Genomic DNA, 26,695 nt, shown 5'->3' with positions numbered 1-26,695 from the left:
GAGGGTTTCCGGGACGGGGGCGACTGTCATGAGCGGGGCTCCTTGGTCGGGGGTCTGGGGGCAAGCCCCCAGACCCCCGTACGGCCTGCGGCCGTGTCCTCAAGCGCCGGACGGGCTGAAGTTCCGCCCAGAGGGCGGAATTCAGCCTCGCCGGCGTTTGAGGCGCGGGGTCTGGGGCGGAGCCCCAGTTCGGGCAGGGGAGGGGTGGGGAAAGGTCACTCCCGGCGGTACACAGGCGGCCGCTTCTCCGCGAACGCCCTGGCTCCCTCCTTCGCGTCCGCTGTCTCGAAGATCGGCCAACCCCGCCTCAGCTCCGCCGCCAGGCCGTCCGTCTCCGTCAGCTCCGCCGTCTCGTACACCGACGCCTTCACCGCCTCCACCGCGAGCGGGCCGCAGGCGTTGATCTGGTCGGCGACGGCCAGGGCTGTCTCCAGCGCCGTCCCGTCGGGGACGACGCGGCCGACGAGGCCGATCCGGGCGGCCTCCTCCGCGCCGTACGGGCGTCCGGTCAGCAGCATTTCGAGTGCGTGGGTGCGGGCGATCTGGCGGGGCAGCCGGACGGTCGAGCCGCCGATCGGGAACAGACCGCGTTTGACCTCGAAGAGCCCGAACGTGGCGGAGGAGCCCGCGATCCGGATGTCGGTGCCCTGGAGGATCTCGGTGCCGCCGGCGACGCAGTAGCCCTCGACGGCGGCGATGACCGGCTTGCGCGGGCGGTGGTGGCGCAGCATCGCCTTCCAGTGCAGATCGGGGTCGGCCTTCATCCGGTCCCGGTACTGCTCGCCCTCCATGCCCTTGCCCGCCAGGGCCTTGAGGTCCATCCCGGCGCAGAACGACCCGCCCGCCCCGGTCAGGACGACGGAGCGGATCGTGTCGTCGGCATCGGCCTCCAGCCAGCCGTCGTAGAGCCCCACCAGCATGGGCAGCGAGAGCGCGTTCTTGGCCTCCGGCCGGTTGAGTGTGAGCACGAGTGTGGCGCCTTCGCGCTGCACGGTGAGGTGTTCGGTCCCACCCATGGACGTCCTCCCGTCTCCAGACCTGGAACAGGTTGCAGGAGGTGCGCGTCCAGTTCAATAGTTTTCTGACACTCAGTCAGATTCTTCTGCGCGACCCCTTCCCACCACCGCCCGTCGGCGCTCTAATGACCGCCTCGGCCGGTGCAGGCCAGGACGACCAGCGGAGTCAGGAGGAACGGTGGAGTACAACCTTGCCGACCTGTTCGAGTCGGTCGTCGACGTGGTGCCGGACCGTGAGGCGCTCGTGTACGTCGACCACCCGGGCACGGGGGCGGAGCGCCGGCTCACGTACGCGGAGCTGGACGCCGCCGCCAACCGCCTCGCCCACCATCTGATCGACGCCGGCATCCGGCCCGGCGAGCACCTGGGCCTGCACCTGTACAACGGCATCGAGTACCTGCAGACGGTCCTGGCCTGTCTGAAGGCGCGGATCGTCCCGGTCAACGTGAACTACCGCTACGTGGAGGAGGAGCTGGTCTACCTCTACCGGGACGCCGATCTGGCCGCGCTCGTCTTCGACGCCGAGTTCACCGGACGGGTCGCGGCGGCGCTGCCGCAGACGGAGAAGCTGCGGCACCTCGTGCGGGTGGGGACCCCTCCCGAGGCCTCCCCCGCGCTCGACTGCGTGGCCTTCACCGAGGCGGAGGCGGCCGGTTCGCCGGATCGCGGCTTCGGGGCGCGCTCGGCCGACGACCTCTTCATCATCTACACCGGCGGTACGACAGGGATGCCCAAGGGCGTCATGTGGCGCCAGGAGGACCTCTTCTTCGCCGGGCTCTTCGGCGGCGACCCGGCCGGCGAGCCGGTCAAGCGGCCCGAGGAGCTGGCCGATCGCGTCGCGGCGGGCGGCGCCGGGATCACCTTCTTCCCCGCTCCCCCGCTGATGCACGGCACGTCGACGCTGACCTCGTTCATCGCCTTCAACTACGGGCAACGGGTGGTCATCCACCGCAAGTACGCGCCCGAGGAGGTCCTGCGCACGATCGAGAAGGAGAAGGTCTCGAGCGTGTCGCTGGTGGGCGACGCGATGCTCAGGCCGCTGATCGACGCGCTCCAGGGCCCGCTCAAGGGGACGGACCTCTCCTCCCTGTTCAGCGTCTCCTCCTCCGGGGCGATCATGTCGGAGACGGTACGGGCGCAGTTCCAGGCGCTCGTACCGAACGTGCTGCTCCTGAACAACTTCGGCTCCTCGGAGTCCGGGTCCAACGGCAAGGCGACGGACGACTCGGGTCCGGAGAAGGGCTTCCGCCTGGAGGTGAACGAGCGGACGCAGGTAGTGGACCCGGTGACGTACGAGCCGGTGCCGGTGGGCGAGCCGGGGCGCCTGGCCCAGCGCGGCCACGTCCCGCTCGGCTACTACAACGACCCGGCGAAGACGGCCGAGACCTTCTTCCAGAAGGGCGAGGAGCGGTGGGTGCTGCTCGGCGACATGGCCACCGTCGACGAGGACGGCATCGTCACGGTCCTCGGGCGCGGTTCCCAGTGCATCAACACCGGCGGCGAGAAGGTCTACCCGGAGGAGGTCGAGCAGGCGCTCAAGTCCCATCCGGACGTGTACGACGCCCTGGTCGCCGGGGTCCCGGACGCGAAGTGGGGCAATCACGTGGCGGCCGTGGTCCAGCTGCGCACGGGGGCTTCCGCCCTCGACCTGGAGGCCGTCCAGACCCACTGCCGCACCCGGCTCGCCGGATACAAGATCCCGCGCCAGCTGGTGATCACCGACCGGATCGAGCGCTCACCGAGCGGCAAGGCGGACTACCGCTGGGCCCGGTCGGTGGCTGCGGCCGAGGACACCGGCGCCCAGGGCTCCTGAGCACCTGGCCGCCCGGCGGGCGCCGGTCGGTCAGCAGCGCTGGATCCCGAACTCGCGCAGGGCGGCGAGGAACTCGGCCGGCCGGGACGTGTGGATCTCGTGGCCCGTCTCGATCGTGACGAGGTGGCTCTCGGGGAGTCGGTCCGCCATCCAGGACAGTCGCTCCTGAGCGAGGTGGCTGTCCTGGCCGCCGGCCAGGATGAGGGTCGGGGCCGTGATCGTGGACAGGCCCTCGCGCCAGGCGGGGTCCGGCTCGTTCAGCTGGGCGTTGGTGGCGAGCACGACGTCCCAGTCCAGACCGAGGGGTCCCTCGGGGCGAGCCGCGTGGCCGCGCGGTGGATCGAGCGGGAAGAAGACGGGCGCCTCCTCCAGGACCAGCCGGCCGATCAGGCCCGGCTCGGCCATGGCCAGGAGGTAGGCCGCGGCGCCGCCCATCGAGTGGCCGACCACGTCGGCGCCGACGAGATCCAGCTCCTTCAGGAAACCGCGCAGCTCGTCGCGGAAGACGTCGAAGCCGTACCCGCCCGGCCAGTCGCTCAGTCCGTGGCCCCGCAGGTCGACGGCGTAGACCCGGCGGTCCGTGGCCAGCTCCTCGGCGATCCCCGCCCAGTCGGCGCTGTTCCCGCCCCGCCCGTGGACCAGGACCACGGGCGGCGCGTCGGCCTCGCCCCACACCCGGTACGCGAGACGGACCCCGTCCACGGTGACCGTATGCACCTGCGGGTCGAGGAACGCGGCGATCGGGCGGAGGAAGGCACCCGCGTCGTCCACGCAGGGGAAGTGCCCCGCGCCGCGCTGGACGACCAGCTCGGCGTGCGGGAAGAGGTCCGCGAGCTCGGCCGCACGTGCCGGGCTCGGACCGCCGTCGTACTCCCCCGCCAGGATCAGGACCGGCGCGGCGAGGCCGGTGAGCGCGGCCCGGGTCGCCTCGGGGTCGAAGGCACCGGCCGCGTAGTACGCGGCCGCGGCATCCCAGTGCACCTCCTCGGTGCCCGCCGCCGCATGTGCCCGGGCAGCCTCGTCCCACGTCCCGTAGGCGAAGGGAGAGGCGATCTCCATGACCCGCGCCATCGGTGTGTCGGGGCCGATCGTCGCCAGGCCGGCCCGCGCCTCCGCGTACCACGGCTGGTCGGCGAACACCTCGCCCGCCTTGTCCCACTCCTCGTCCGTGATCTCGATGCCCACGGCCCGCAGGCCCGGCGTGACCAGGACGAGGGAGCGCACCCGCTCGGGGTGCGCCGCGGCGTACAGCACGGCCAGGTTCCCGGCGGCGGAGTGGCCGAGCAGATCGATCCGCTCCAGGCCGAGATGGCGGCGCAGCGCCTCGACGTCGGCCACCTGCCGGTCGCAGCGGTACGAGGCGGGGTCCGCGGGCTCCGCACTGGCGCCGGTGCCGCGTAGGTCGAGCACGATCAGGGTGCGGTGGGCGGCCAGGCCGCCGAGCTCGCCGAGGTACGCGGTGTCGCGCATCGGGCCGCCGGGCAGACAGACCAGCGGATCGCCGCCCTCCCCCCGTACGTCATAGGCGAGTTCGGTCCCGTCGTACGTCGTGAACTTCGGCATGCCACCGATCGTGCGCGCGGGCGGATGATCTTCGCAACCGATTTCGCCGACGGCGCGATACGGTGGGTGTCCATCCCACCTACGAAGGAACCGCTCACCCATGCCCGAGACCCTCCGAGGCGACTGCGCCAACTGCTTCGGACTGTGCTGCGTCGCCCTCCCCTTCGCCAAGTCCGCGGACTTCGCGGTGAACAAGGCGTCCGGCGAGCCGTGCCGGAACCTCCAGGAGGACTTCCGCTGCGGCATCCACACCGAGCTGCGGCCGAGCGGATTCTCGGGCTGTACGGTGTACGACTGCTTCGGCGCCGGCCAGAAGGTCTCGCAGGTCACCTTCGGTGGGGTCTCGTGGCGCGAGGCGCCGGAGACCTCGCGCCTGATGTACGAGGTGTTCCCCGTGATGCGCCAGCTCCACGAGCTGCTCCGCTATCTCACCGAGGCCCTCGCCCTGCCCGCGACGCGCCCGATCCACACGGATCTGCGGCGGGCCCTGGCCCGGGTGGAAGGGCTGACGGAAGGCGCGGCGGACACCCTGGAGAAGCTGGACGTGGCCGCCGTCCGGGGCGAGGTCAACCCGCTGCTCCTGAAGACCAGCGCGCTGGTGCGGGCCACGGCGGGTGGCAAGACGAAGAGCCGCCGGGGCGCCGATCTGATCGGGGCCCGGCTGCGCGGGGCGAAGCTGCGGGGCGCGGATCTGCGCGGGGCGCTGCTCATCGCCGCCGATCTGACGGGCGCCGACCTGTCCCTGGCCGACCTGATCGGCGCGGACCTCCGCGACGCCGATCTGTCCGGCGCGGACCTCACCGGCGCGCTGTTCCTCACCCAGCCCCAGCTGAACGCGGCCCGCGGCGACGCGTCGACCCGCCTGCCGGACGGCTTCGAGCGCCCTGCCCACTGGTCGCGCTAGGACCTGTCTTCCGGGACGTACACATACGGGGTCGTCGTGGTGAGGGCGCCGAAGCCGAGGCGGTGGAGGATGGGGCGGCTGGTGTCGGCCGCGTCGACCTGGACGAAGCGGTGGCCGCGCTCGAGGGCGATCCGGGTCCGGAAGGCGACCAGGGCCCGGTAGAGGCCCTTGCCACGCCAGGGTTCGACCGTGCCGCCGCCCCACAGACCGGCGAAGTCCGTGCCGGGGTACAGCTCCAGGCGTGCGGCGCTGACGGGCTCGTCGCCGGCCATGGCGAGGACCGCGGCGACGGTGTCGGGCGTGGTGGCCAGCTGGTCGAGCAGCTGGCGGCCGATGTGGGAGCTGTCGCCGCCGAAGGCCCGGTCGTGGACCTCGGTCACCAGCTTCACCCCGGCCGCGTCGGTGACCGGGACCAGCTCGATGCCCTCGGGCAGCGCCACGGTCGTGGGGAGTGCGGCCGCCTCGGCGACCATCAGGGTCTCCTGGTCCTCGGCGGTGAAGCCGGCGGCCAGCAGCCGCCGCGCGAGATCGGCCGGGCCGTCGTGCCCGTACACCTTCCACTCGAAGGGCAGACCGAGCGCGGTGAAGTGGCGGATCTGCTCGGCGATCGCGGTGTCGGCGCCCGTCTCGTCGAGGCCGGACCAGAGGATTCCGTTCCAGGCGTGCGCCGGGCCCGTCTGCCGTACGACCGGGCCGTCGCGCTCCACCCGGGTGCCGGGCCCGTCGGGGCGGGCACCCAGGCGCAGCTGCCGGTCGAACAGGGCGCGTATCGCTTCGTGTTCCATGCGGTCACTCCAGCACCGGCCGTCGGAGCGCGGCAAGCGGATTTCCACGCTCCGACGGTCCGTCCTCGCGGTTACCCGGGGAGGTGGCGCAGCGGGGTGCGCGGTGGAGGTCCCGGGCGTCGGCCCGGGGCACCACACCGCGCCGAAGGCGTCAGATCCGATCAGCCACGATCATCAGGTAGTGGAAGCTGCCTTCCTTGTACGCCGTGAGGAAGGGGTCCTCGATGCCGGTGGCCACCGAGCACCTGGCCCGCAGCTCCCAGTACGGAATCGTCGCCGCCGTCAGGTCGACGACCTCCATGGGGACGAGGTTGTTCTCGGCGAGCGCGCGGAAGTACGCGCTGCGCGGGTGGATGTTGCAGGTGTAGTGCTCGTCGATCCGGCTGACGGCCTTGGAGCGCAGGCCGGTCACGTCGTTGGAGCAGCCGGTGATGCAGACGTAACGGCCGCCGTGCTCCAGGAGCCGGGAGAACTCGTCGAAGAGTTCGAAGAGGTCCACGTACATCGTGGTCTCGTTGGTCCAGATCGCCTGGCGCGAACCACTGGCGAAGCCGGTGTCCAGCATGTTCCGGAAGTGGAACTTCACCCGGTCGGCGACCCCGCGCTTCTCGGCCTGCGCGTTGGCGAAGTCGACCTGGTACTCGGAGATCGAGACCCCGTCGACCCGGCAGCCGAAGCGCTGCTCGGCCATGATGCTCGTGCCGCCGCGTCCCGAGCCCGCGTCGAGGAGCCGGTCGGCGGGCGTGCGCGTGCCCAGATGGTCGAGGAGCAGCTCGGCCTGGGCGGTCTCCAGGCGGTGCAGCTCCTCGATGATCCGGGCGTCGCGGGTGTTCTCGGGGCCGGCGAGGACGGCGGGGTCGTAGTCGCCGATGCCGTAGTGGTGGTGGTAGAGCCCGTCGATCTCGCCGAGCCGCAGGTTCACCGGGTCCTGCTGGTTGGTGTTCCAGTAACGGGCCACGGACTCCTGATAGGGCGTACGCAGCACGGCGGATTGCGTGGACGTGGTCATGCGTGTGGTTCCTTACCTGATTCTTGTGGGGGGACAGAGGCCAGGCCCACGTTCCGGCGATGAAGCGGGCCGGCTGCGGGGAGCCGCCTCGGCCTCGTAGGTCTGCATGAGCTCGTCGTGGATCCGCCCGCTCCGACGGTCACGCACGCGGACGTACCTCGACGTTCTCCAGGATGCCGATGGCGTCCGGGACGAGGACGGCGGCCGAGTAGTAGGTGGAGACGAGGTAGGAGATGATCGCCCTCTCGTCGATCCCCATGAAGCGGCAGTTGAGGCCGGGTTCGATCTCGTCGGGGATTCCGGTCTGGAAGAGGCCGATGACGCCCTCGTTGTTCTCTCCGGTCCGCATCGCGATGATCGAGGAGGTCTGGTGCTTGCTCACGCCGATCTTGCCGCAGGGCAGGATCGGGACACCGCGCCAGGCCGGGATGGCGTGCCCGTCCACGTCGACGGAACCGAGCATGAGGCCCCGCTTGTTGCACTCCTTGCCGAAGGCGGCGATGGCCCGGGGGTGGGCGAAGAGGTACTGGGTGCCGCGGCGCATGCTCAGCAGGTCGTCGAGGTCGTCCGGCGTGGGCGGGCCCGAGTGGGTCTGGATGCGCTGGTCGAAGTCCGTGTTGTTCAGCAGCCCGAACTCCGGGTTGTTGACGAGCTCGTACTCCTGCCGTTCGCGCAGCTCCTGGATGGTCAGTCGCAACTGCTGCTGCGTCTGGTTCATCGGCTGGTTGTAGAGGTCGGCGACCCGGCTGTGCACCTTCAGGACGGTCTGGGCGACGCTCAGCTCGTACTCGCGCGGCTTGAGTTCGTAGTCCGCGAAGGCGCCGGGCAGCACGGCCTCGCCGAGGTGGCCTGCGCTGAGCTCGATGGCCGCCTCGCCCGCCTTGTTGAGGGGTCGGCCCTGCCCGTTGGAGCTGATGCCCAGGACGTGGGAGCGGAGGTTCTCGTACTGGTCCGCGATGGCCTTGTACGCCGACTGGGGCAGGGCCAGGATGGTGACCGCGGTCGTCGCCTTGGCCGTGAACTCCCACTTGCCGTCCCCGCCGAGGACCTGGCCGCCGAAGGTGTCGCCGTCGCCGAGCCTGCCGAGCAGGGTCTCGTCGCCGTACTTGCCGGTGCCGAGCTTCTCGACCTTGCCGTGGGCGATCAGGTAGACGTGGTCGGCCTTCTTGCCGGAGTGCACGATGACCTGGCCGGGCTCGTACTCCTTCTGTACGAAACGGTCGGCGAGCGCGCCGAGCGCGGTCGGGTCGTCGAAGCCGCGCAGCAGGGGCAGCTCGGCCAGCTCGGCCGGGACGACCTCGACCTTGGAGCCGTTCTTGATGAACGTCACGCGGCCGTCGCCGACCATGTACGAGAGGCGCCGGTTGACGCGGTACGTGCCGCCGGGGGTGTGGACCCAGGGCAGCTTGCGCAGCAGCCAGCGCGAACTGATGCCCTGCATCTGGGGCTCGGACTTGGTGGTGGTCGCGAGGTTGCGCGCGGCGGCGGTGCTGAGACTGAGCTGTACCTGGCGCACCTCGGCGGCGGGGGCGGACGCGGGTACCGACGTCTCTGTGTCGACCGACATGGACTGACTCCGTTTCTGGACTCTCTACGTTCGTCACTCTCCGCGTCCAGATGTAACGCATTGTTGCCGATGACATATGCATGCGTCGCGCCCGAGCCGAAGCACTCGACGGTGGGGGGCGCCCTTCGAGCGCCGCGCGCGCTCCGCCGACCGGGCGTCAGCGCACGGCGGACGCCTCATGCGTGGGCTCCCAGAACTGCGCCAGGGCGCCCTCCTGGTACGGCGCGGGGCTGACGCTCAGCTCCCCCGCGAAGGGCCGGTCGAGGACGACGACCAGGAGGAGGCTGAAGCCGATGAGCGCCGCGACCGCCCCGACGAACAGCAGCTGCATGCGCCGGCTCCGCATTCCATAGAGGAACGTCAACGGGATGATGACCAGGGCGCCGCCGACGGCGAGCACCTGCAGGAGCGGGGGCAGTTGCTGACCGGCCATCGTGAGGCGGGCCCGGCGCTCGCCGGCCACGTCGTCCAGCTTGGCGGCGGCCTGTGCGTAGAAGACCTTCTGCGACTCGGTGACGGGTTCGTACGACTGCAGGGCGTCGTAGAGCGCCTCGAGCTTCGCCCCGGTGACGGAGTAGTCCGCGGCCCCCTCCCGCATGAGCGGCCACTGCACCTCCACGACGGCGTGCACATAGCCGTCGGCCGCGGCGTTCACCCGTGCCTGCTCCGCGGGCGGGAACGCGCGGGCGTCCCGTACGACGAGAGCGACGCCGGTGGCCTCGGCCGCGACGACGTTCTGGGTGTTCTCCATCTGGGTCCACAGGGTGACGATCACGAAGGCGAGGATGATTCCGTAGATGGCGCCGAACATCCCGAGGACGACACCCACCATGTCGTTGTGCTCGCCGTCGGCGAGCTTCGGGTATCGGCGGCGCACCAGCACGCTCCCGGCGAGGGCGAGGAGGACGGTGCCACCGACGATCAGGACGCCGAGGGTGAGGGTGCTGAGGTGGTTGAGCAGCCAGAGAGTCACGGTCACCGAGCGTAGTCGGGTGCTCACGGGATCAGAAAATCGGCGTCACCCCCTTGCCACGGGCCGGGTCCGGCCGGATTTACTGACCTCGAAAGGATCTACCGAATGATCGGTAGTCCGTTTTCAGGCGTTCAGGGCGTTCGGACGGGAGTGGGCGGCACATGACGGATCTGCTGGACAGCGGCGAACGGCTCGGACGCGCGGAGCTGGAGTCGCTCCAGTTGGAGCGTCTGCGGGCCACCCTGCGCCACGCGTACGAGAACGTGGGCTTCTACCGGCAGTCCTTCGACAAGGCGGGGATCCACCCCGACGACTGCCGCTCCCTCGCCGACCTCGCCCGCTTCCCCTTCACGGCCAAGACCGATCTGCGGGACCACTATCCCTTCGGCATGTTCGCCGTCGACCAGTCCGAGGTCCGGCGCATCCACGCCTCCAGCGGCACCACCGGCCGGCCGACCGTCGTCGGCTACACCCAGCGCGACCTGGACACCTGGGCCGACGTCGTGGCCCGCTCGCTGCGCGCCGCGGGCGCCCGACCCGGCCACAAGGTCCATGTGGCCTACGGATACGGCCTCTTCACGGGTGGGCTGGGCGCGCACTACGGCGCGGAGCGGCTGGGCTGTACGGTCATCCCGGCGTCCGGCGGCATGACGGCTCGCCAGGTGCAGCTGATCCAGGACTTCAAGCCCGAGATCATCATGGTGACGCCCTCGTACATGCTCACGCTGCTGGACGAGTTCGAGCGCCAGGGCGTCGATCCGCGGACCACCTCGCTCAAGGTCGGCGTCTTCGGCGCCGAGCCCTGGACGGAGGCGATGCGGCGGGAGATCGAGGAGCGGTTCGCCCTCGACGCGGTCGACATCTACGGGCTCTCGGAGGTGATGGGGCCGGGCGTCGCGCAGGAGTGCGTGGAGACCAAGGACGGGCTGCACATCTGGGAGGACCACTTCTACCCGGAGATCGTGGACCCGTTCACGGGCGAGGTGCTGCCGGACGGCGAGGAGGGCGAGCTGGTCTTCACCTCGCTCACCAAGGAGGCCATGCCCGTCATCCGCTACCGCACGCGCGACCTGACGCGGCTGCTGCCGGGGACGGCGCGGGTGTTCCGGCGGATGGAGAAGGTCACCGGCCGCAGCGACGACATGGTGATCCTGCGCGGGGTGAACCTCTTCCCCACCCAGATCGAGGAGATCGTGCTGCGCACGGCCGGCGTGGCCCCGCACTTCCAGCTGAAGCTGACGCGCGAGGGGCGGCTCGACGCGCTGACGGTACGGGCCGAGGCGCGGCCGGAGGCGACGCCCGAGCAGCGCGCGGAGGCGGCCCGGGCGATCGCGCAGTCGGTCAAGGACGGAATCGGCGTCTCGGTCGGGGTCGAGGTGGTCGACCCCGAGACGCTGGAGCGGTCCGTGGGCAAGATCAAGCGGATCGTGGACCTGCGGGACTAGCAACTGTCCGGCCCCTCCACCCGGTCACCCCGGGTGGTGGTTCGTTTACTCACATGGCGGACCCGGCCCGCTCGGACTGTGGCCGAGCGGGCCGCTGCGTAGCCTGGATGGAGGAGGTGGTAGCGATGCTGGCGGACTCACCCATAGCCGCGATCATTCCGGTCAGCGACATGGCCCGCGCGAAGCGCTTCTACACCGAGACCCTCGGCCTCACTCTGACGAGGGAATTGCCCGAGGACACCAGGCTCGAATCCGGCGGTGCGGCCTTCGGTCTCTATGAGACGCCGTACGGCGGCCAGGCCGCTCACACGCTGGCGAGCTTCAAGGTTTCGGACCTCGACGCGGAGATGTCGGAGCTGCGCTCCAAGGGCGTCACGTTCGAGGACTACGACCTGCCCGGCATCAAGACGGTCGACGGCGTCGCCGAGACGGACAACCTGCGGGGAGCCTGGTTCAAGGACAGCGAGGGGAACATCCTCTGCCTGACCGAGGAGCGCGCGGGCTGACGACGTCATGATGCGGCGAATCGGTCCCGCAGCTCGCGCTTGAGGATCTTGCCGCTCGCGTTGCGCGGCAGCTCGTCCACGAACAGGACCTTCTTCGGGGCCTTGAAGTGGGCGAGCTTCTCGCGGGCGTGGGCGAGGAGTTCCTCCTCGGTGACCTCGGCCTTGAGGACGACGACGGCCGTGACCGCCTCGATCCAGCGCTCGTCGGGCAGGCCGACGACGGCGACCTCGGCGACGCCCGGATGGGTGTACAGGGCGTCCTCGACCTGGCGGGAGGCGACCAGCACTCCCCCGGAGTTGATGACGTCCTTCACCCGGTCCACGACCGTGTAGTAGCCCTCCTCGTCGCGCACGGCGAGATCGCCGGAGCGGAACCAGCCGCCTCGGAACGCCTCCCTGGTCTCGTCGGGCTTCTCCCAGTAGCCGTCGCACAACTGCGGTGAGCGGTAGACGATCTCACCGGGGGTGCCGTCCGGGACCTCCTCGCCGGCCTCGTCGACGACCTTGGCCTCGACGAAGCGGACCGGTTTCCCGCAGGAGTCCATCCGGCCCTCGTGTTCGTCGGGCCCGAGGACGGTGGCGAGCGGACCGATCTCGCTCTGCCCGAAGCAGTTGTAGAAGCGCAGCCCGGGCAGCCGGCCGCGCAGCCGCTCCAGGACGGGCACCGGCATGATCGAGGCGCCGTAGTACGCCTTGCGCAGGCCGGAGAGGTCGCGGCTCGCGAACTCCGGGTGGTTGGAGAGCCCGATCCAGACGGTCGGCGGCGCGAAGAGGCTGTCGGCGCGGCCCGCCTCGATCAGGTCGATGAGCGTCTTCGGGTCGGGTGCGTCGACGATGGTGTTCTCGGCCGCCACGGCCAGGTACGGCAGCAGGAAGACATGCATCTGCGCGGAGTGGTAGAGCGGCAGCGAGTGGACCGGCTTGTCGTCCTCGTGCAGGTCGAGGGCCTCGATGGCACTGGCGTACTCGTGGACCAGGGCGCGGTGGGTCATCCGGGCGCCCTTGGGCAGCGCGGTCGTCCCCGAGGTGTACAGCAGCTGGACGTACTCGCGGGCGTCGCGGTCGGTGTCGTACGTGTCGGGCTCGGCGAGCGCCGCGAGGAACGAGTCGTCGGCGTCCCGCAGGGCCCGTACGGGCAGGTCGGCGGGGACGCGGCCGGCGAGCGCGGGGTCGGCGAGGACGAGTGAACTGCCGGACTGGCGCAGGATGTAGTCGAGGTCCTCGCCGGTGAGGTGGTGGTTGACCGGGACGTGGATCAGGCCCGCGCGGGAGCAGGCGAGGAAGGCGATCAGATAGGCGTCGGAGTTGTGCCCGTAGGTCGCGACGCGCGCCCCCTCCTCCAGCCCGTACCGCTCCCGCAGCACGGCGGCCGCGGTGGTCACGGCCGCGTCCAGCTCCTCGTAGGTCCAGGAGCGGTCGGCGTACCGTACGGCGATCCGGTCGGGGGTGCGCTGCGCGGTCATGCGCAGAACGCCGTCGACGGTGCGGGTCAGCAGTCGTTCCATGGCTGGATCCTCGGTGGGTCCGGAGGGCGGGTCAAGTACCCGGACGTACCCCAGGCGTCCGGACCTCGGATACCGAACGGGATGTTGACAAAGCAAGCGCTCAGCTGCGTGCATGGTTCAACCCGCAATCACCACCCCTCTGTTGGGAGGCACGTTGCACCTCCGCACCCGTCTGAAACATCTGGCGCTCGTCGGCGCGGTCCTCGCCACCGTCACCGCCTCGCTCCCGGCCGCGGCCGTCGCCGACTCCGGAGACCGGCCCCATCGCCCGTCCGACCGTGGCCTGTCGGCCGTCATCCGGTACACCGAGTACGGCATCCCGCACATCGTCGCCAAGGACTACGCCGACCTGGGCTTCGGCACCGGCTGGGCGCAGGCCGCCGACCAGATATGCACGCTCGCCGACGGCTTCGTGACCGTGAACGGCGAGCGCTCGCGCTGGTTCGGCCCGGACGGGGCTCCGGACGGCTCCCTGTCCTCGGCCACCAAGAACCTCTCCAGCGATCTGTACTTCCGCGGGGTACGGGACGCGGGCACGGTCGAGAGGCTGCTGCGCACCCCCGCCCCGGCAGGACCGAGCACGCAGCTCAAGGAGCTGATGCGGGGCTGGGCGGCCGGCTACAACGCCTGGCTGCAGCAGAACCGGATCACCGACCCGGTGTGCAAGGACGCCGCCTGGCTCCGACCGGTGACGGCTCTTGACGTCGCCCGGCGCGGGTTCGCGGTCTCCGTGCTCGGCGGTCAGGGTCGCGGCATCGACGGCATCACCACCGCCCAGCCGCCTGCCTCCGCCGCCTCTTCAGCCTCCTCCCCGGCCGCCACGAGTGCGCCCGATCCGGACCGTACCGCGGCCGCCGCCCGCGAACTGTTCGCGGCGGAGAACGCCACGATGGGCTCCAACGCCGTGGCCTTCCACGGCAGTACGACGGCGGACGGGCGCGGGCTGCTGCTCGGCAATCCGCACTACCCCTGGCAGGGCGGCCGCCGCTTCTGGCAGTCACAGCAGACCATCCCGGGCGAACTCAACGTGTCCGGCGCCTCGTTGCTCGGCACGACGGTGGTCAACATCGGCTTCAACGACAAGGTCGCCTGGAGCCACACGGTCGCGACCGGCGTCACCCTCAATCTGCACCAGCTCACCCTGGACCCGGCCGACCCGACCGTCTATCTGGTCGACGGGAAGCCGGAGAGGATGACGCGCCGTACGGTCACCGTGCCGGTGAAGGACGGCGCGCCCGTGACACGTACGCAGTACTGGACCCGGTACGGACCCGTGGTCACCGGCCTGGGCGCGCAGCTCCCGCTGCCCTGGACGACGACGACGGCCTACGCCCTGAACGACCCCAACGCGGCCAACCTGCGCGGCTCCGACACCGCGCTCGGCTTCGGCAAGGCCCGCTCCACACAGGACGTCCTCGACGCCCTGCGCCGTACGCAGGGCCTGCCGTGGGTGAACACCATCGCCGCCGACTCGGCGGGCAACTCGCTCTTCACCCAGTCGCAGGTACTCCCCCGGATCACCGACGAGCTCGCCCAGCGCTGCTCCACCCCGCTCGGCCGCGTCACCTACCCGGCCTCGGGCGTCGCGGTCCTCGACGGCTCGCGGGGCGACTGCGCGCTCGGCTCCGACCCCGACGCGGTGCAGCCGGGGGTCTTCGGGCCGTCGAAGATGCCGGTGCTGCGGAACGCCCCGTACGTGGAGAACTCCAACGACAGCGCGTGGCTGACCAACGCGGACCGACCGATCACCGGATACGAGCGGATCTTCGGCAACGTGAACACCCCGCGCTCGCTGCGCACGCGCGGCGGAATCGAGGACGTGGCGGCGATGGCCGGCCGGGGCGGGCTGACGGTGGCGGACCTCCAGGCCCAGCAGTTCGCGAACCGGGCCCCGGCCGGTGATCTGGCCGCCGCCGACGCGGCGAGGGCGTGCCCGACGGCCCTCCCCGACGACCAGGAGGCGTGCTGGGTGATCGGCGCCTGGGACCGGACGGTGAACTCCGACAGTGAGGGGGCGCTGCTCTTCGACCGGTTCTGGCGGAAGTTCGTCGGATCGGTCCCGGCCACCGAGCAGTGGAAGGTGCCGTTCTCGGCCGCGGACCCGGTCCGCACGCCGCACACCCTGAACACCGCCTCGCCCGGCTTCGCCAAGGCGCTGAAGGACGCGGTCGCCGAACTGCGCGCGGCCGGAATCCCGCTGGACGCACCACTCGGCGCGCACCAGTTCGTGGTCCGGGGCGAGAAGCGCATCCCGGTCAGCGGCGGTACGGAGTCGCTGGGCATCTGGAACAAGACCGAGCCCGTGTGGAACGCGGCGGGCGGCGGCTACACCGAGGTGGCGCATGGGACGAGCCACGTCCAGGCGGTGGGCTGGGACGGCAGCCGATGCCCGGTCGCGCGCACCCTGCTGACGTACTCCCAGTCGTCCAATCCCGGGTCCGCGCACTACAGCGACCAGACCGAGCTGTACGCGGGCGAGCGCTGGGTGACGTCCAGGTTCTGCGAGAAGGACATCCTGCGCTCGCCGGCTCTCAAGGTCGTGCGGGTCAGGGACTGAACGACAGGAACACGAAGGCGGCGAAGATCACGAGATGGACGCCGCCCTGGAGCAGTGTGGCTCGTCCGGGCACCACGGTCAGGGCGCTCACCACGGCAGTGAGCACGAGCAGGACCATGTGCACCGCGCCGAGGCCCAGGACCAGGGGCCCGGACAGCCAGATCGAGGCGAGCGCGATCGCCGGAATCGTCAGACCGATGCTGGCGATCGCGGAGCCGTAGGCCAGGTTGAGGCTGGTCTGCATACGATCCCGGCGCGCGGCGCGCACGGCGGCGAGCGTCTCGGGGAGCAGCACCATCAGGGCGATGATCACACCGACGACGGCCTTGGGCAGACCGGCCGACTCCACACCGTCCTCGATGGTCGGCGAGACGAGCTTGGCCAGGCCGACGACGGCGACGAGCGCCAGCACGAGGAGGCCGAGGCTCGCCCAGGTCTCCCGATCGGTCGGCGGATCGGCGTGGTCCTCCTCGGACTCCTGCCCCTCGCGCGCGACCGGCAGGAAGTAGTCGCGGTGCCGGAAGGTCTGGACGGCGACGAACACCCCGTAGAGGCAGAGGGAGGCGACGGCGGCGAAAGCCAGTTGCGCGCCCGAGAACTCGGGGCCGGGCTGGCTCGTCGTGAAGGTCGGCAGGACCAGGGTCATGGTCGCGAGGGTGCAGACCGTGGCGAGTGCTCCGCCGGAGCCCTCGGCGTTGAAGACGGCGACGCGGTTGCGCAGCGCGGCCACGAGCACCGAGAGGCCGACGATGCCGTTGCAGGTGATCATGACGGCCGCGAAGACCGTGTCCCGGGCGTAGGTGGAGGTCTTCTCACCGCCGCCTGCCATCAGGGTGACGATCAGTCCGACTTCGATGACCGTGACGGCGACGGCGAGGACGAGCGAGCCGAAGGGCTCGCCGACACGGTGGGCGACGACCTCGGCGTGGTGGACGGCGGCCAGCACCGCGGCCATCAGGCAGACCGCGATGAGCCCGACGACGAAGCCGGGCAGACCACGTCCCCACGCGAGCCCGAGGGCGATGGCCGCCACCACCGGGCCCCACGTCGTCCACTGCCGTGCCGGCCCCACCGCGTTCGAACTCATGCCCTGCATCCTGCCACATACGGGTCATTCGCCGGACTTGCGCGGTACGTGACGATGCCTCACTCGCCACCCTCGGCGAGACCCGCCTCGTACGCGGCGAGGGTGTCGATGAAGAGGCGGCGCTCGGCGGCGGTGAGCGGCGCCAGGGCGTTGCGCCATGCGGTCGCGCCGCGGCCGAGCCAGCCGTCGATGGAGGTGCGGTGCGCGTCGGCGATCGAGACGATCTTGCGCCGTCGGTCGGCGGGGTCCTCGACCCGCTCGAGGACGCCCTTCTTGGCAAGGTCCCCCACCATCAGGCTCACCGTGGTGGGGGCGACTTCCAGGCGGGTGGCGAGCGCGTTGACGCTCATCGGGCCGTCGAAGAGCAGGTACGCGAGCAGGGAGAGATGCCGGGGCGCGAGGGCCAGCGACTGGAGTTCGTCGGGGATTCTGATGCGTTTGACCCGGCCGACCATGCGGGGCATCAGCAGCAGCAGCGTCCGTACGGCGTCGTCGACGTCCGGCCCGGCGTGCGCCGGACCCTCCTGGGCGGTTGACACCCTGCACCCTCCGATTTAGCTTTGCTTTCAAAGCAAATAGATCTGTCGAGTCGATGCTACCCGGAGAGGCCGCACCATGTCCGACTTCAATCAGCAGGTCATCGAGGAGTTCCGCGCCAACGGCGGCAAGGTCGGGGGCATGTTCGAGGGGGCGTCACTCCTCCTGCTGACCACGACAGGGGCACGCAGCGGCCGCCCGCACACCAACCCGGCGGTGTACGTCCGGGACGGCGCCCGACTGCTGATCTTCGCTTCCAACGCCGGCGGGCCCAAGCACCCGGCCTGGTTCCACAATCTGCGGGCCGACGCCCATGTGACCGTCGAGAGGGGCACACCGGACGGGACCGTCGAACGGTTCTCCGCCACCGCCGAGGTCGTGGAGGGCGCGGAGCGGGACCGGCTGTTCGGGGAACAGTGCGACCGCGACCCGGCGTTCGCGGCCTACCAGGCCGGCACGGAGCGGGTGATCCCGGTGGTCGCGCTGCACCGGATCGACCTGACCGACCCGGCCAGACACCGGGCCATGGCCGATCAGCTCGTCCGGGTCCACGACGAGCTGCGGACCGAACTCACCGCCGTACGCGAAGGGTTGACATCCGTCCCCGCGCTCGGCAGCCGGCTCGCGCGGCACTGCCTCACCTTCTGCAGCGCGCTGCACGCCCATCACCACAATGAGGACAGCGTGTTCGACCAGCTTGCGGGCCAGTTCCCGAACCTCGGTCCCGCGTTGGACCGGATACGCCGGGATCACCAGGTGGTGGCGCGGACCGTCGAGGAGCTGGAGGACCTGGTGCGCGGCGGTGGCGCGGCCGGGACGCTCCGGGCCGACGTGGACCGGCTCGCGGCCCATCTCGAGGAGCATTTCGCCTACGAGGAGGCGCACTTGCTCCCCGCGCTGCGGGGTACCGTCGACGCGGTCGGCCGGGAAGGGTGACCCCCCTCCTCGTCCAAGATCATCGGGGTGCAGAATGACCCGTATGTCGATAACGAACACCCCGAAAACGGCAACGATCGACGATGCTCCGCTGATCGGTCGCACGCTGACCCGCGCCTTCGACGACGACCCGATGATGCGCTTCTTCTTCCCGGACGACGCCTCGCGCGAGACGCGTCTGGGCCGCTACTTCACCACCCTCTTCACTCGGCAGTACGTCCATCACGCGGTGTGCGAGCGCACCGAAGCGGCGGCCTCCTTCTGGGTGCCGCCGGAGGCGCAGGCCAAGGCCGTGCCCGACGCGGAGACCATCCGGGAGCTCCAGGAGATCCTCGGCGACCGGGCCGCCCTGTTCGGGGAGGCCGTCGAGACGTCCGCCGCGCACACGCCTCAGGAACCGCACTGGTTCCTGGCGCTGATCGGCGCCGACCCCGCCGCCCAGGGCCAGGGCCACGGGGCCGCCCTGCTCCGCTCGGGGCTGGCCAAGGCGGACGCGGCGGGTATGCCCGCCTACCTGGAGTCCTCCAAGCCGTCCAACCTGCCCTTCTACGAACACTTCGGCTTCACCGTCCGCGAGGAGCTGCAACTGCCGGGGAACGGCCCGACGCTCTGGGCGATGTGGCGCGAACCGCGTCGCCCCGCCGCTTCTTAGCGGGCGCGCCGGTCGCACCTCCTTCGGCCCGGGCCACGGGCGTCCCGCTGGACGGACGCTAGAGCGGGCGCTCGTGGCCCTCCCAGTACGGCTCGCGCAACCGCCGCTTGTAGAGCTTGCCGTTGGGGTCACGGGGCATCGCGGCGATGAAGTCGACCGACTTGGGGCGCTTGTAGCCGGCGAGGCGCTCCTCGCAGTGCGCCAGGATGTCGGCGGCGAGCGCCGCGCCCGGCTCGTGGCCCTCGGCCGCTTCGACGACGGCCTTGACCTCCTCGCCCCAGTCGGCGTGCGGAATGCCGAAGGCGGCGGCGTCCGCGACCGCCGGGTGCGTGAGAAGAGCCGACTCGATCTCGGCGGGGTAGATGTTGACCCCGCCCGAGATGATCATGTCGATCTTGCGGTCGCGGAGGAAGAGGTAGCCGTCCTCGTCGAGGACGCCCAGGTCGCCGACCGTGAAGAAGTCGCCGATCCGGTTCTTCGCGGTCTTCGCCTCGTCCTTGTGGTAGGAGAACCCGCCGGTCGTCATCTTCATGTAGACGGTGCCGAGTTCGCCGGGCGGAAGGCGGTTGCCGTCGTCGTCGAAGACGGCGAGCTCGCTGATGGGCCAGGCCTTGCCGACCGTGCCCGGCTTCTTCAGCCAGTCCTCGGCGGTGGCGAAGGCGCCGCCGCCCTCGCTGGCCGCGTAGTACTCCTCCACGCAGCTCCCCCACCAGTCGATCATCGCCCGCTTGACGTGGTCGGGGCAGGGCGCGGCGCCGTGGATGGCGTGGCGCATCGACGAGACGTCGTACCGGCTCCGTACCTCCTCGGGAAGCGCGAGCAGCCGGTGGAACTGCGTGGGGACCATGTGGGTGTGGGTGCAGGCGTGGGTGTCGATGAGGCGCAGCATCTCCTCGGGGGTCCATTTGTCCATGAGGACCAGCGGATGGCCGATGTGCAGGGCGGCGCCCGCGAACTGGAGCACGGCGGTGTGGTAGAGCGGCGAGCAGACGAGGTGGACGTTGCCGTCGAAGGGCCGGATCCCGAAGATGCCGAGGAAGCCGCCGAGATACGTCTCCTCGGGGAGCTTGCCGGGCAGCGGGCGGCGGATGCCCCGCGGCCGGCCCGTGGTGCCGGAGGTGTAGTTCATGACCCAGCCGAGGGTGCGGCCCTCGGGGGCGGACTCCGGGAACCCGTCGAGGAGTTCGGCGTACGGCCGGAAGCCCGGGATCCCCCCGACCGCGTACCGGTGGGTCGCGGGCAGCCCTGCCTCGTCGGCGGCGGCCGTCGCCGCGGCCCCGAACCGTTCGTGGGCCATGAGGACCTTGGCGCCGGAATCGGCCACGATCCAGGCGATCTCGGGGCCGACGAGGTGGTGGTTGACGGGGACGAGGTAGAACCCGGCCTGGGCGGCGGCGAGATAGGCGGTGAGGAACTCCACCCCGTTGGGCAGGACGACGGCGAAGACGTCGCCCCGCTCCAGGCCGGCCGCCCGCAGTCCGTGGACCAGCCGGTTGACGTCGGCGTGGAGCCGTCCGGCCGTCCACTCCTCGCCGTCGGGCGCGACGAGGACGGTACGGGAGGGGTCGGCGGCGGCCTGGGACCAGAAGCCGTTGGGCTCGCTCATGCCTCACTCCGTCCCGCGATGCGGTTGATGCGGTCCACGGCCTTCTCGAAGCCGCGCGTGAGCTCGTCGAATACCTGCTGCACGCTGCGCTCGGAGTTCATCCGCCCGACGATCTGCCCGACGGGCGTGCCGAGCAGCGGCTCGACCTCGTACTTCTGGATACGGGAGACGGCCTCGGCCACCAGCAGTCCCTGGAGGGGCATGGGGAGGGTGCCGGGTCCGTCCGGGTCGTCCCAGGCGTCGGTCCACTCGGTGCGCAGCTGGCGGGCGGGCTTGCCGGTCAGCGCACGGGAGCGCACGGTGTCGCCGGAGCCGGCGGCGAGGAGTTTGGCGGTCAGGGCGCGGGAGTGGAGGTCGGCCTCGGTGGTGGTGAGCCAGAGGGAGCCGAGCCAGACGCCCTGGGCGCCGAGCGCGAGCCCGGCGGCGATCTGTTCGCCGCTGCCGATGCCGCCGGCGGCGAGGACGGGCAGCGGGGAGACGGCGTCGACGACCTCGGGGGTCAGGACCATGGAGGCGATCTCGCCGGTGTGGCCGCCGGCCTCGTAGCCCTGGGCGACGACGATGTCGATGCCGGCCTCGGCGTGGTGGCGGGCGTGACGGGCGCTGCCGGCGAGCGCGGCGACGAGGACGTCGTGGTCGTGGGCGCGCTGGACGACGTCGGCGGGCGGGGACCCGAGGGCGTTGGCGAGGAGCTTGATGGGGTAGTCGAAGGCGACGTCGAGCTGGTTGCGGGCGACCTGCTCCATCCAGCCGGTGATCCGCCAGCCGGAGGCCTCTCCCTCGGCGAGTTCGGGGACGCCGTGCTTGGCGAGGGTGGTGCGGACGAACTCCCGGTGCCCTTCAGGGATCATCGCCTCGACGTCGGCCTCGCTCACCCCCTCGACCTTCTTCGCGGGCATGACGACGTCGAGGCCGTAGGGCAGTCCGTCGGTGTGGTCCTGCATCCAGTCGAGGTCGCGGGCGAGGTCGTCGGGGGCGGTGTAGCGCACGGCACCGAGGACGCCGAATCCGCCGGCTCTGGTGATGGCGGCGGCCACCGCGGGGAAGGGCGTGAAGCCGAAGATGGCGTGCTCGATCCCCAGTTTTTGGCTCAGCTCCGTCTTCATGGGCGGCAGGATGCCGCAGCGGATCGGCCGAGGGAAGAGATTTTCTGATGCAGTGTCAGATTCTTTGCCCTGTCGCCTGCTTCCTTGACCCACCCTCACCCCGGTAAGAAAGTTTCAGTCGTTGCGCGTGTGGCCGAAGGATTCTTTCAGAGGCGTGGGAGAGGGTAGGGATGACGGAGGTCTCGGCAGGGAATGCGGTGGGTCGGGGGCTCGGTCGCCGCGCGTTCGGTGGCCGGCTGCTGGCCCTGGGAGGTGCGTTGATGGTCGGCTCGATTCCGGGGGCCGCCATGGCCTCCGCGCCCCGGGGCGGACGGACGACGCTGCGGCACGGGTCCGCCGAGCGGGCCGGGCTGCTGCCCGAGCACCTGGACCGGCTGGTCACCGACGCCGAGACCTTCCTCGCCCCTTCCCCCCAGCACCCCTGGTACGCGGGCGCTGTGCTGCTCGCCGGGCGGGGCGGCACCGTCGCGCTGCACCGCCCGATCGGGATGGCGGTGCGCTACGCCGGATACGACGAGAAGACGGACACCGGCATCGAGCTGCCGGCCGAGCGGCAGATCCCGATGGCCGAGGACACGGTCTTCGACCTGGCCTCCGTCTCCAAGCTCTTCACCTCGATCCTTGCGGTGCAGCAGATCGAGCGCGGGGCGCTGGAGCTGGAGGCGAAGGTCACCGCATATCTGCCGGAGTTCGGGGGCGGCGGGAAGCAGGACGTCACGGTCCGTCAGCTGCTCACCCACACCTCGGGGTTCCGGGCCTGGATTCCGCTGTACAAGGAGCCGACGCGGGAGGGGAAGCTGCGGCTGCTGTGGAACGAGACCCCGGCGAACGCGCCCGGGACCCGGTATCTGTACTCCGACCTGAATCTGATCTCGCTTCAGCTGATCCTGGAGGAGATCACCGATCACCCTCTGGATGCACTGCTCCGGAACGAGATCACCGCTCCGCTCCGGATGCACCGCACGCGGTTCAATCCCCCGCTCTCCTGGCAGCCGAAGATCGCGGCGACGGAGGACGCCCGGCTCCCCTGGTCCGGCCTCGACCGGGGCATGGTGTGGGGTGAGGTCCACGACGAGAACGCGTACAGCCTGGGCGGGGTCGCCGGCCATGCCGGTGTGTTCTCCTGCGCCTGGGACCTCGCCGTGCTCGCCCGCACCCTGCTCAACGGCGGGGCGTACGGCGACGCCCGGATCCTCTCCCCCGCCTCCGTGGAGCTGATGTTCACCGATTTCAACACGGCCTTCCCCGGCGACGAGCACGGCCTCGGCTTCGAGCTCTACCAGCACTGGTACATGGGCGCGATGGCCACCCCGCGCTCGGCGGGACACACCGGCTTCACCGGCACGAGTCTGGTCCTGGACCCGACCACCGACGCGTTCCTCGTCGTCCTCGGCAACTCCGTCCACCCCGTCCGCACCTGGCGCTCCGGCTCCGCTCCCCGGGTCGCCGCGGCGAACAACCTGGCTCGCGCCGTTCCCGTCCGTCCGGCCCGGGGCCGCACCTCCCCCAAACTCTCGGCTCCGCTCGAGCAGGGGGGACCCCCATGGTTCTCGGGCATGGCGAGCGCCACGACCGCGACGCTCACGCTGCCGGCGGTGCGCGGCGCGCGGCGTCTGGAGTGTGCCCTGTGGTGGGACACCGAACCGAGCGTGGACGCCGCCCGCCTGGAGGCCTCCACGGACGGCGGGACGACCTGGAGCGCCGTGCCGTTCACCACCGTACGGAAGGGGCAGGAGCCGCAGGAGCGTCCGGCGGGCTCGGTGAGCGGCTGGTCGGGACGGGTCTGGCACCAGACGGTCGCCGACCTGACGGCCTGGAGCTCTTCGGACGTACGCCTCCGCTGGCGGTACACGACGGATCAGCGCTATGTCGGACGCGGGGTGTACGTGGACGGCCTACGGGTCCTCGACGCCACGGGCCGCCCGCTGTTCGACGAGGCGAGGCCGTCCGACCTGGGCCGGATCGAGTCGGTGGGCTGGAGCCGGTCGGCGGACTGAGTTCAGCCCCCCGCGCCGCGCTCTCAGCCCGCCTCCACCTCCGACAGGAAGCCTTCCAGCACCTGACGGTAGTGCTCCGGCTCCTCGACCGAGGGCACATGGGCGCTCTTCTCGAAGAGGACCCATTCGGCGCCCGGAATGCCCTCGACCACAGGGCGGACCACGTCGGGTGTCACCACGTCGTGGCGGCCGGAGGTCACGAGCACCGGCAGGTCGAGCTCGCCCAGGCGGTCGGTGACGTCCCAGTCCTTCAGGTTGCCGGTGATGTTCCACTCGGTGCTGCCCCACAAGGTTCCGTAGATGTCCTCACGAATGCTGGTGAAGGAGCGCAGGAGGTGGTCGGGCCAGGCGTCGAGCCGGCAGAGGAATCGCTGGTAGAAGGCCATCGTGGCCGCCGTGTACGCCTCGTCGTCGGTGGTGCCCGCGGCCTCGTGGCGGTCGAGGACGTCCTGTACGTCGGCGGGCAGGGACTCCTTGAGGCGGCGTGTCTCGGCCTGGTAGGCGGGGGTGCTCGCGATGGGACCCGCCAGGACGAGACCGGCGATCCCGGAGGGCTTGCGGAGCATGTACTCGAGGGCCACCTGGGTGCCCCAGGAGTGCCCGAAGAGATGGACGCGGTCGAGTCCCAGTGCCTGTCGAAGGGCGCCGAGCTCGTCCACGAAGGTGTCCATCACCCACAGTGCGGGGTCGTCCGCGTGCGCGGACCTGCCGCAGCCGAACTGGTCGTAGAAGACGACGGTCCGTCCGCCGTCCTCGGCCAGGGGCGCGAGGTCCTGCAGGTAGTCGTGCGGGCAGCCGGGGCCCCCGTTCACCACGAGCAGCGGCAGCTTCCCGCCCCGGCTCGGCAGCCCGCCCACGGCCTGGTACCAGGTGTGGAATCCGCGGAACGGCACCGTGCCTTCGGTGACGGCCATGGCGCGCCTCCCGACGAGAGCAGCGTCCCCTTCCATCATGGCCGGGTCGCCCTGTCCTCCGCCAGGGCGGTCGGCGGCGCTCAGATCCCGGGCTCCGCCGCGGCGCGCAGGGCCGCGAGGACCGGGCTGATCAGGGGGTGCTCCTCGGCGCCCCGGCGCACCGCCGCGAAGACGCGGCGGGTGGGGGCGACTCCGTCGACCGGCCGGACCACCACCGCGTCGAGTGCCATGCCGCGCAGCGCCGAGCGCGGGACGAGCGCCACGCCGGCCCCCGCGGAGGCGAGGGCGACCACGGCACGGAAGTCGTCGGACGAGTGCTCGAGACGGGGTGCGAACCCCGCGTACTCGCAGGCCAGGACCGTCACGTCGTGGCAGGGGTTCCCCGCGGACTGCCCGATCCAGGCGTCCTTGGCCAGGTCGGCGAGGGCGACCCGGTCGCCGTCCGCCAACAGGTGTCCCGGGGGCAGGACGGCGTCGAAGGGTTCCGCGTAGAGCGGTACGCGGGTGAGCCGGGCGTCGTCCTCGCCGGGCGCGCCGCGGTACTCCACCGCCACGGCCACGTCGACCTGCCGGTCCAGGACCATCAGCAGGCTCTCGTCGCCCTCCGCGTCCCGTACGCGCACCCGGATGCCGGGCGCGGTGCGGGCGAGGCCGGTGATCGCCGGGGCGACGACCAGGCCGATGCCGGTGGCGAAGGCCGCCACCGTGACCGTGCCGGCCTCGCCGGAGCCGTACGCGGCGAGTTCCGACTCGGCGCGCTCCAGCTGGGCCAGGACGGCGTTGGCATGGCTGAGCAGGATCTCGCCGGCCGGGGTGAGCCGCGCCCCGCGGGCATTGCGCTCGACGAGCCGGTGGCCGGTCTCCTGCTCCAGGGCGGCGAGCTGCTGGGAGACCGCGGAGGGGGTGAGATAGAGCGCGGCGGCAGCCGCCGTGACCGTGCGGTGGTCGGCCACCGCACGGAGGATGTGCAGCCGCCGCGCTTCGATCATGCCCCTAGTGTCGCAGGCTGCGGGACTAGCTCCGCAGGGCGGCGCGGGCGTCGACGAACGCGTCGACCGCGCGGTTCACGTCCTCCGTGGAGTGCGCCGCCGAGAGCTGGACGCGGATGCGGGCCTGACCCTGCGGGACGACGGGGTACGAGAAGCCGATCACGTACACCCCGCGCTCCAGGAGCAGCTCCGCCATCCGCCCCGCCTCCGACGCGTCGCCGATCATGACGGGCGCGATGGCGTGGTCGCCGGGGAGGATGTCGAAGCCCTCCGCCGTCATCCGGGTCCGGAACAGCTCGGTGTTGGCGCGCAGCCGCTCGCGCAGGTCGCCGGCCGACTCCAGCAGGTCGAGGACCTTCAGGGAGGCGGCGGCGATGACCGGGGCGAGGGTGTTGGAGAAGAGGTACGGGCGGGAGCGCTGGCGCAGCAGGGCGACGATCTCGGCGCGGGCGGCGACGTAACCGCCGGACGCGCCGCCGAGGGCCTTGCCGAGGGTGCCGGTGATGATGTCGACGCGGTCCATCACGCCGTGCAGCTCGGGGGTGCCGCGGCCGCCGGGGCCGACGAAGCCGACGGCGTGCGAGTCGTCGACCATGACCATGGCGTCGTGGCGCTCGGCCAGGTCGCAGATCTCGTCGAGCGGGGCGACGTAGCCGTCCATGGAGAACACGCCGTCGGTGACGATCAGCTTGCGGCGGGCGCCGCCTTCCGTGGCCTCCTTGAGCTGCTGCTCCAGGTCCGCCATGTCGCGGTTGGCGTACCGGAACCGGCGGGCCTTGGAGAGCCGGATGCCGTCGATGATGGAGGCGTGGTTGAGGGCGTCGGAGATGACGGCGTCCTCGGGGCCGAGCAGCGTCTCGAAGACGCCGCCGTTGGCGTCGAAGCAGGAGGAGTAGAGGATCGTGTCCTCCTGGCCGAGGAAGGAGGACAGCCGCGCCTCCAGCTCCTTGTGCACCTCCTGCGTACCGCAGATGAAGCGCACGGAGGCCATGCCGTAGCCCCAGCGGTCGAGCGCCTCGTGGGCGGCGGCGATCACCTCGGGGTGGTCGGCCAGACCGAGGTAGTTGTTGGCGCAGAAGTTGAGCACCTCACCGGGCTGCCCCCCGGCGGTGACGGCGACGGTGGCGGACTGGGGCGTGCCGATGACGCGCTCGGGCTTGTGAAGTCCGGCGGCGCGGATCTCGTCGAGGGTGGCACGGAGGTCGTCGCGTACGGAATCAAACATGAG

General features: G+C 71.1%; 22 protein-coding genes. 8 read left to right on the top strand and 14 right to left on the bottom strand.

Going from position 1 to position 26,695, the window contains the following annotated elements:
- Window positions 1–215: 215 nt before the first annotated feature.
- The gene (locus ACFV9D_RS11985; RefSeq protein ID WP_385144333.1) at window positions 216–1,016 is read right to left on the bottom strand and encodes a crotonase/enoyl-CoA hydratase family protein; all 801 of its coding nucleotides are present in this window, start codon (window positions 1,014–1,016) and stop codon (window positions 216–218) included.
- 178 nt (window positions 1,017–1,194) lie between these two features.
- Between ACFV9D_RS11985 and ACFV9D_RS11980 the strand changes: the two genes are divergently transcribed.
- Complete coding sequence (locus tag ACFV9D_RS11980) at window positions 1,195–2,829, top strand: acyl-CoA synthetase (protein ID WP_385144331.1); 1,635 nt, start codon at window positions 1,195–1,197, stop codon at window positions 2,827–2,829.
- Window positions 2,830–2,859: 30 nt separating this feature from the next.
- On the opposite strand, the gene ACFV9D_RS11975 is transcribed toward ACFV9D_RS11980, so the two are convergent.
- The gene (locus tag ACFV9D_RS11975) at window positions 2,860–4,392 is read right to left on the bottom strand and encodes an alpha/beta fold hydrolase (RefSeq protein WP_385144329.1); all 1,533 of its coding nucleotides are present in this window, start codon (window positions 4,390–4,392) and stop codon (window positions 2,860–2,862) included.
- Between the two features lie 100 nt (window positions 4,393–4,492).
- Between ACFV9D_RS11975 and ACFV9D_RS11970 the strand changes: the two genes are divergently transcribed.
- Window positions 4,493–5,296 (top strand): pentapeptide repeat-containing protein, encoded by an 804-nt coding sequence (locus tag ACFV9D_RS11970; RefSeq protein ID WP_385144327.1) that lies wholly within the window; start codon window positions 4,493–4,495, stop codon window positions 5,294–5,296.
- On the opposite strand, the gene ACFV9D_RS11965 is transcribed toward ACFV9D_RS11970, so the two are convergent.
- From ACFV9D_RS11965 to ACFV9D_RS11950, 4 genes are all read right to left on the bottom strand, one after another.
- The gene (locus ACFV9D_RS11965) at window positions 5,293–6,081 is read right to left on the bottom strand and encodes a GNAT family N-acetyltransferase (RefSeq protein WP_385144325.1); all 789 of its coding nucleotides are present in this window, start codon (window positions 6,079–6,081) and stop codon (window positions 5,293–5,295) included. The two genes, ACFV9D_RS11970 and ACFV9D_RS11965, sit on opposite strands and share 4 nt — an antisense overlap.
- 151 nt (window positions 6,082–6,232) lie before the next feature.
- Entirely contained in the window at window positions 6,233–7,090 is an 858-nt protein-coding gene (locus ACFV9D_RS11960) for a geranyl diphosphate 2-C-methyltransferase (RefSeq protein WP_385144323.1), read from the bottom strand.
- A gap of 139 nt (window positions 7,091–7,229) precedes the next feature.
- Window positions 7,230–8,657 carry a family 2B encapsulin nanocompartment shell protein gene (locus ACFV9D_RS11955; protein WP_385144321.1) on the bottom strand — a complete coding sequence of 476 codons (1,428 nt, stop codon included), beginning with the start codon at window positions 8,655–8,657 and terminating at the stop codon, window positions 7,230–7,232.
- 157 nt (window positions 8,658–8,814) lie between these two features.
- Entirely contained in the window at window positions 8,815–9,630 is an 816-nt protein-coding gene (locus tag ACFV9D_RS11950; protein ID WP_385144319.1) for a DUF4239 domain-containing protein, read from the bottom strand.
- A gap of 161 nt (window positions 9,631–9,791) precedes the next feature.
- Here ACFV9D_RS11950 and paaK point away from each other — a divergent pair, with 161 nt between their 5' ends.
- On the top strand, window positions 9,792–11,075 hold the full coding sequence (gene paaK / locus ACFV9D_RS11945) for a phenylacetate--CoA ligase PaaK (protein WP_385144317.1): 1,284 nt from the start codon (window positions 9,792–9,794) through the stop codon (window positions 11,073–11,075).
- Window positions 11,076–11,200: 125 nt separating this feature from the next.
- A complete protein-coding gene (locus ACFV9D_RS11940; protein WP_385144315.1) occupies window positions 11,201–11,581 on the top strand; it encodes a VOC family protein in 381 nt (126 codons plus the stop codon).
- 5 nt (window positions 11,582–11,586) lie between these two features.
- Here the strand turns inward: ACFV9D_RS11940 and ACFV9D_RS11935 are convergent, their stop codons facing one another.
- Complete coding sequence (locus ACFV9D_RS11935) at window positions 11,587–13,086, bottom strand: fatty acyl-CoA synthetase (protein ID WP_385144313.1); 1,500 nt, start codon at window positions 13,084–13,086, stop codon at window positions 11,587–11,589.
- A gap of 112 nt (window positions 13,087–13,198) precedes the next feature.
- Here ACFV9D_RS11935 and ACFV9D_RS11930 point away from each other — a divergent pair, with 112 nt between their 5' ends.
- Window positions 13,199–15,643: a penicillin acylase family protein gene (locus ACFV9D_RS11930; RefSeq protein WP_385144311.1), complete on the top strand. Its 2,445-nt coding sequence runs from the start codon at window positions 13,199–13,201 to the stop codon at window positions 15,641–15,643.
- On the opposite strand, the gene ACFV9D_RS11925 is transcribed toward ACFV9D_RS11930, so the two are convergent.
- Window positions 15,633–16,730: a calcium:proton antiporter gene (locus tag ACFV9D_RS11925; RefSeq protein ID WP_385144309.1), complete on the bottom strand. Its 1,098-nt coding sequence runs from the start codon at window positions 16,728–16,730 to the stop codon at window positions 15,633–15,635. The two genes, ACFV9D_RS11930 and ACFV9D_RS11925, sit on opposite strands and share 11 nt — an antisense overlap.
- A 59-nt stretch (window positions 16,731–16,789) precedes the next feature.
- The gene (locus ACFV9D_RS11920) at window positions 16,790–17,194 is read right to left on the bottom strand and encodes a MarR family winged helix-turn-helix transcriptional regulator (protein WP_385144353.1); all 405 of its coding nucleotides are present in this window, start codon (window positions 17,192–17,194) and stop codon (window positions 16,790–16,792) included.
- Window positions 17,195–17,345: 151 nt separating this feature from the next.
- Between ACFV9D_RS11920 and ACFV9D_RS11915 the strand changes: the two genes are divergently transcribed.
- Window positions 17,346–18,203: a nitroreductase/quinone reductase family protein gene (locus ACFV9D_RS11915; protein ID WP_385144307.1), complete on the top strand. Its 858-nt coding sequence runs from the start codon at window positions 17,346–17,348 to the stop codon at window positions 18,201–18,203.
- A 43-nt stretch (window positions 18,204–18,246) separates the two neighbouring features.
- Complete coding sequence (locus ACFV9D_RS11910; protein ID WP_385144305.1) at window positions 18,247–18,855, top strand: GNAT family N-acetyltransferase; 609 nt, start codon at window positions 18,247–18,249, stop codon at window positions 18,853–18,855.
- A gap of 58 nt (window positions 18,856–18,913) precedes the next feature.
- Here ACFV9D_RS11910 and ACFV9D_RS11905 read toward each other — a convergent pair whose 3' ends face one another.
- The gene (locus tag ACFV9D_RS11905) at window positions 18,914–20,461 is read right to left on the bottom strand and encodes an acyl-CoA synthetase (protein WP_385144303.1); all 1,548 of its coding nucleotides are present in this window, start codon (window positions 20,459–20,461) and stop codon (window positions 18,914–18,916) included.
- Entirely contained in the window at window positions 20,458–21,567 is a 1,110-nt protein-coding gene (locus tag ACFV9D_RS11900) for an NAD(P)H-dependent flavin oxidoreductase (protein WP_385144301.1), read from the bottom strand. The genes ACFV9D_RS11905 and ACFV9D_RS11900 overlap by 4 nt, the downstream gene beginning before the upstream one ends.
- A gap of 170 nt (window positions 21,568–21,737) precedes the next feature.
- On the opposite strand from ACFV9D_RS11900, the gene ACFV9D_RS11895 reads away from it, so the two are divergent.
- The gene (locus ACFV9D_RS11895) at window positions 21,738–23,564 is read left to right on the top strand and encodes a serine hydrolase (RefSeq protein WP_385144299.1); all 1,827 of its coding nucleotides are present in this window, start codon (window positions 21,738–21,740) and stop codon (window positions 23,562–23,564) included.
- 23 nt (window positions 23,565–23,587) lie between these two features.
- Here the strand turns inward: ACFV9D_RS11895 and ACFV9D_RS11890 are convergent, their stop codons facing one another.
- From ACFV9D_RS11890 to ACFV9D_RS11880, 3 genes are all read right to left on the bottom strand, one after another.
- Window positions 23,588–24,478, bottom strand: a complete 891-nt coding sequence (locus tag ACFV9D_RS11890; protein WP_385144297.1) for a proline iminopeptidase-family hydrolase — start codon at window positions 24,476–24,478, stop codon at window positions 23,588–23,590.
- A gap of 80 nt (window positions 24,479–24,558) precedes the next feature.
- A complete protein-coding gene (locus ACFV9D_RS11885; RefSeq protein WP_385144295.1) occupies window positions 24,559–25,467 on the bottom strand; it encodes a LysR family transcriptional regulator in 909 nt (302 codons plus the stop codon).
- 25 nt (window positions 25,468–25,492) lie between these two features.
- Window positions 25,493–26,692 carry a glycine C-acetyltransferase gene (locus ACFV9D_RS11880; RefSeq protein WP_385144293.1) on the bottom strand — a complete coding sequence of 400 codons (1,200 nt, stop codon included), beginning with the start codon at window positions 26,690–26,692 and terminating at the stop codon, window positions 25,493–25,495.
- Window positions 26,693–26,695: the final 3 nt, after the last annotated feature.

The organism is Streptomyces sp. NPDC059875, assembly GCF_042731085.1.
In the GTDB taxonomy this organism is placed as follows: Bacteria; Actinomycetota; Actinomycetes; order Streptomycetales; family Streptomycetaceae; genus Streptomyces.
The sequence above is the reverse complement of the archived record's forward strand: the minus strand, read 5'-3'. Positions and strand labels throughout refer to the sequence as shown.

What these genes read in the sequence shown, in the direction of transcription:
- ACFV9D_RS11975 (WP_385144329.1), bottom strand. Translation starts at nt 4,392, where the DNA reads ATGCCGAAGTTCACGACGTACGACGGGACCGAACTCGCCTATGACGTA.
- ACFV9D_RS11920 (WP_385144353.1), bottom strand. Translation starts at nt 17,194, where the DNA reads ATGCCCCGCATGGTCGGCCGGGTCAAACGCATCAGAATCCCCGACGAA.
- ACFV9D_RS11970 (WP_385144327.1), top strand. Translation starts at nt 4,493, where the DNA reads ATGCCCGAGACCCTCCGAGGCGACTGCGCCAACTGCTTCGGACTGTGC.
- ACFV9D_RS11925 (WP_385144309.1), bottom strand. Translation starts at nt 16,730, where the DNA reads ATGAGTTCGAACGCGGTGGGGCCGGCACGGCAGTGGACGACGTGGGGC.
- ACFV9D_RS11885 (WP_385144295.1), bottom strand. Translation starts at nt 25,467, where the DNA reads ATGATCGAAGCGCGGCGGCTGCACATCCTCCGTGCGGTGGCCGACCAC.
- paaK (WP_385144317.1), top strand. Translation starts at nt 9,792, where the DNA reads ATGACGGATCTGCTGGACAGCGGCGAACGGCTCGGACGCGCGGAGCTG.
- ACFV9D_RS11895 (WP_385144299.1), top strand. Translation starts at nt 21,738, where the DNA reads ATGACGGAGGTCTCGGCAGGGAATGCGGTGGGTCGGGGGCTCGGTCGC.
- ACFV9D_RS11965 (WP_385144325.1), bottom strand. Translation starts at nt 6,081, where the DNA reads ATGGAACACGAAGCGATACGCGCCCTGTTCGACCGGCAGCTGCGCCTG.
- ACFV9D_RS11880 (WP_385144293.1), bottom strand. Translation starts at nt 26,692, where the DNA reads ATGTTTGATTCCGTACGCGACGACCTCCGTGCCACCCTCGACGAGATC.
- ACFV9D_RS11940 (WP_385144315.1), top strand. Translation starts at nt 11,201, where the DNA reads ATGCTGGCGGACTCACCCATAGCCGCGATCATTCCGGTCAGCGACATG.
- ACFV9D_RS11890 (WP_385144297.1), bottom strand. Translation starts at nt 24,478, where the DNA reads ATGGCCGTCACCGAAGGCACGGTGCCGTTCCGCGGATTCCACACCTGG.
- ACFV9D_RS11900 (WP_385144301.1), bottom strand. Translation starts at nt 21,567, where the DNA reads ATGAAGACGGAGCTGAGCCAAAAACTGGGGATCGAGCACGCCATCTTC.
- ACFV9D_RS11985 (WP_385144333.1), bottom strand. Translation starts at nt 1,016, where the DNA reads ATGGGTGGGACCGAACACCTCACCGTGCAGCGCGAAGGCGCCACACTC.
- ACFV9D_RS11955 (WP_385144321.1), bottom strand. Translation starts at nt 8,657, where the DNA reads ATGTCGGTCGACACAGAGACGTCGGTACCCGCGTCCGCCCCCGCCGCC.
- ACFV9D_RS11935 (WP_385144313.1), bottom strand. Translation starts at nt 13,086, where the DNA reads ATGGAACGACTGCTGACCCGCACCGTCGACGGCGTTCTGCGCATGACC.
- ACFV9D_RS11930 (WP_385144311.1), top strand. Translation starts at nt 13,199, where the DNA reads ATGGTTCAACCCGCAATCACCACCCCTCTGTTGGGAGGCACGTTGCAC.
- ACFV9D_RS11905 (WP_385144303.1), bottom strand. Translation starts at nt 20,461, where the DNA reads ATGAGCGAGCCCAACGGCTTCTGGTCCCAGGCCGCCGCCGACCCCTCC.
- ACFV9D_RS11960 (WP_385144323.1), bottom strand. Translation starts at nt 7,090, where the DNA reads ATGACCACGTCCACGCAATCCGCCGTGCTGCGTACGCCCTATCAGGAG.
- ACFV9D_RS11910 (WP_385144305.1), top strand. Translation starts at nt 18,247, where the DNA reads ATGTCGATAACGAACACCCCGAAAACGGCAACGATCGACGATGCTCCG.
- ACFV9D_RS11915 (WP_385144307.1), top strand. Translation starts at nt 17,346, where the DNA reads ATGTCCGACTTCAATCAGCAGGTCATCGAGGAGTTCCGCGCCAACGGC.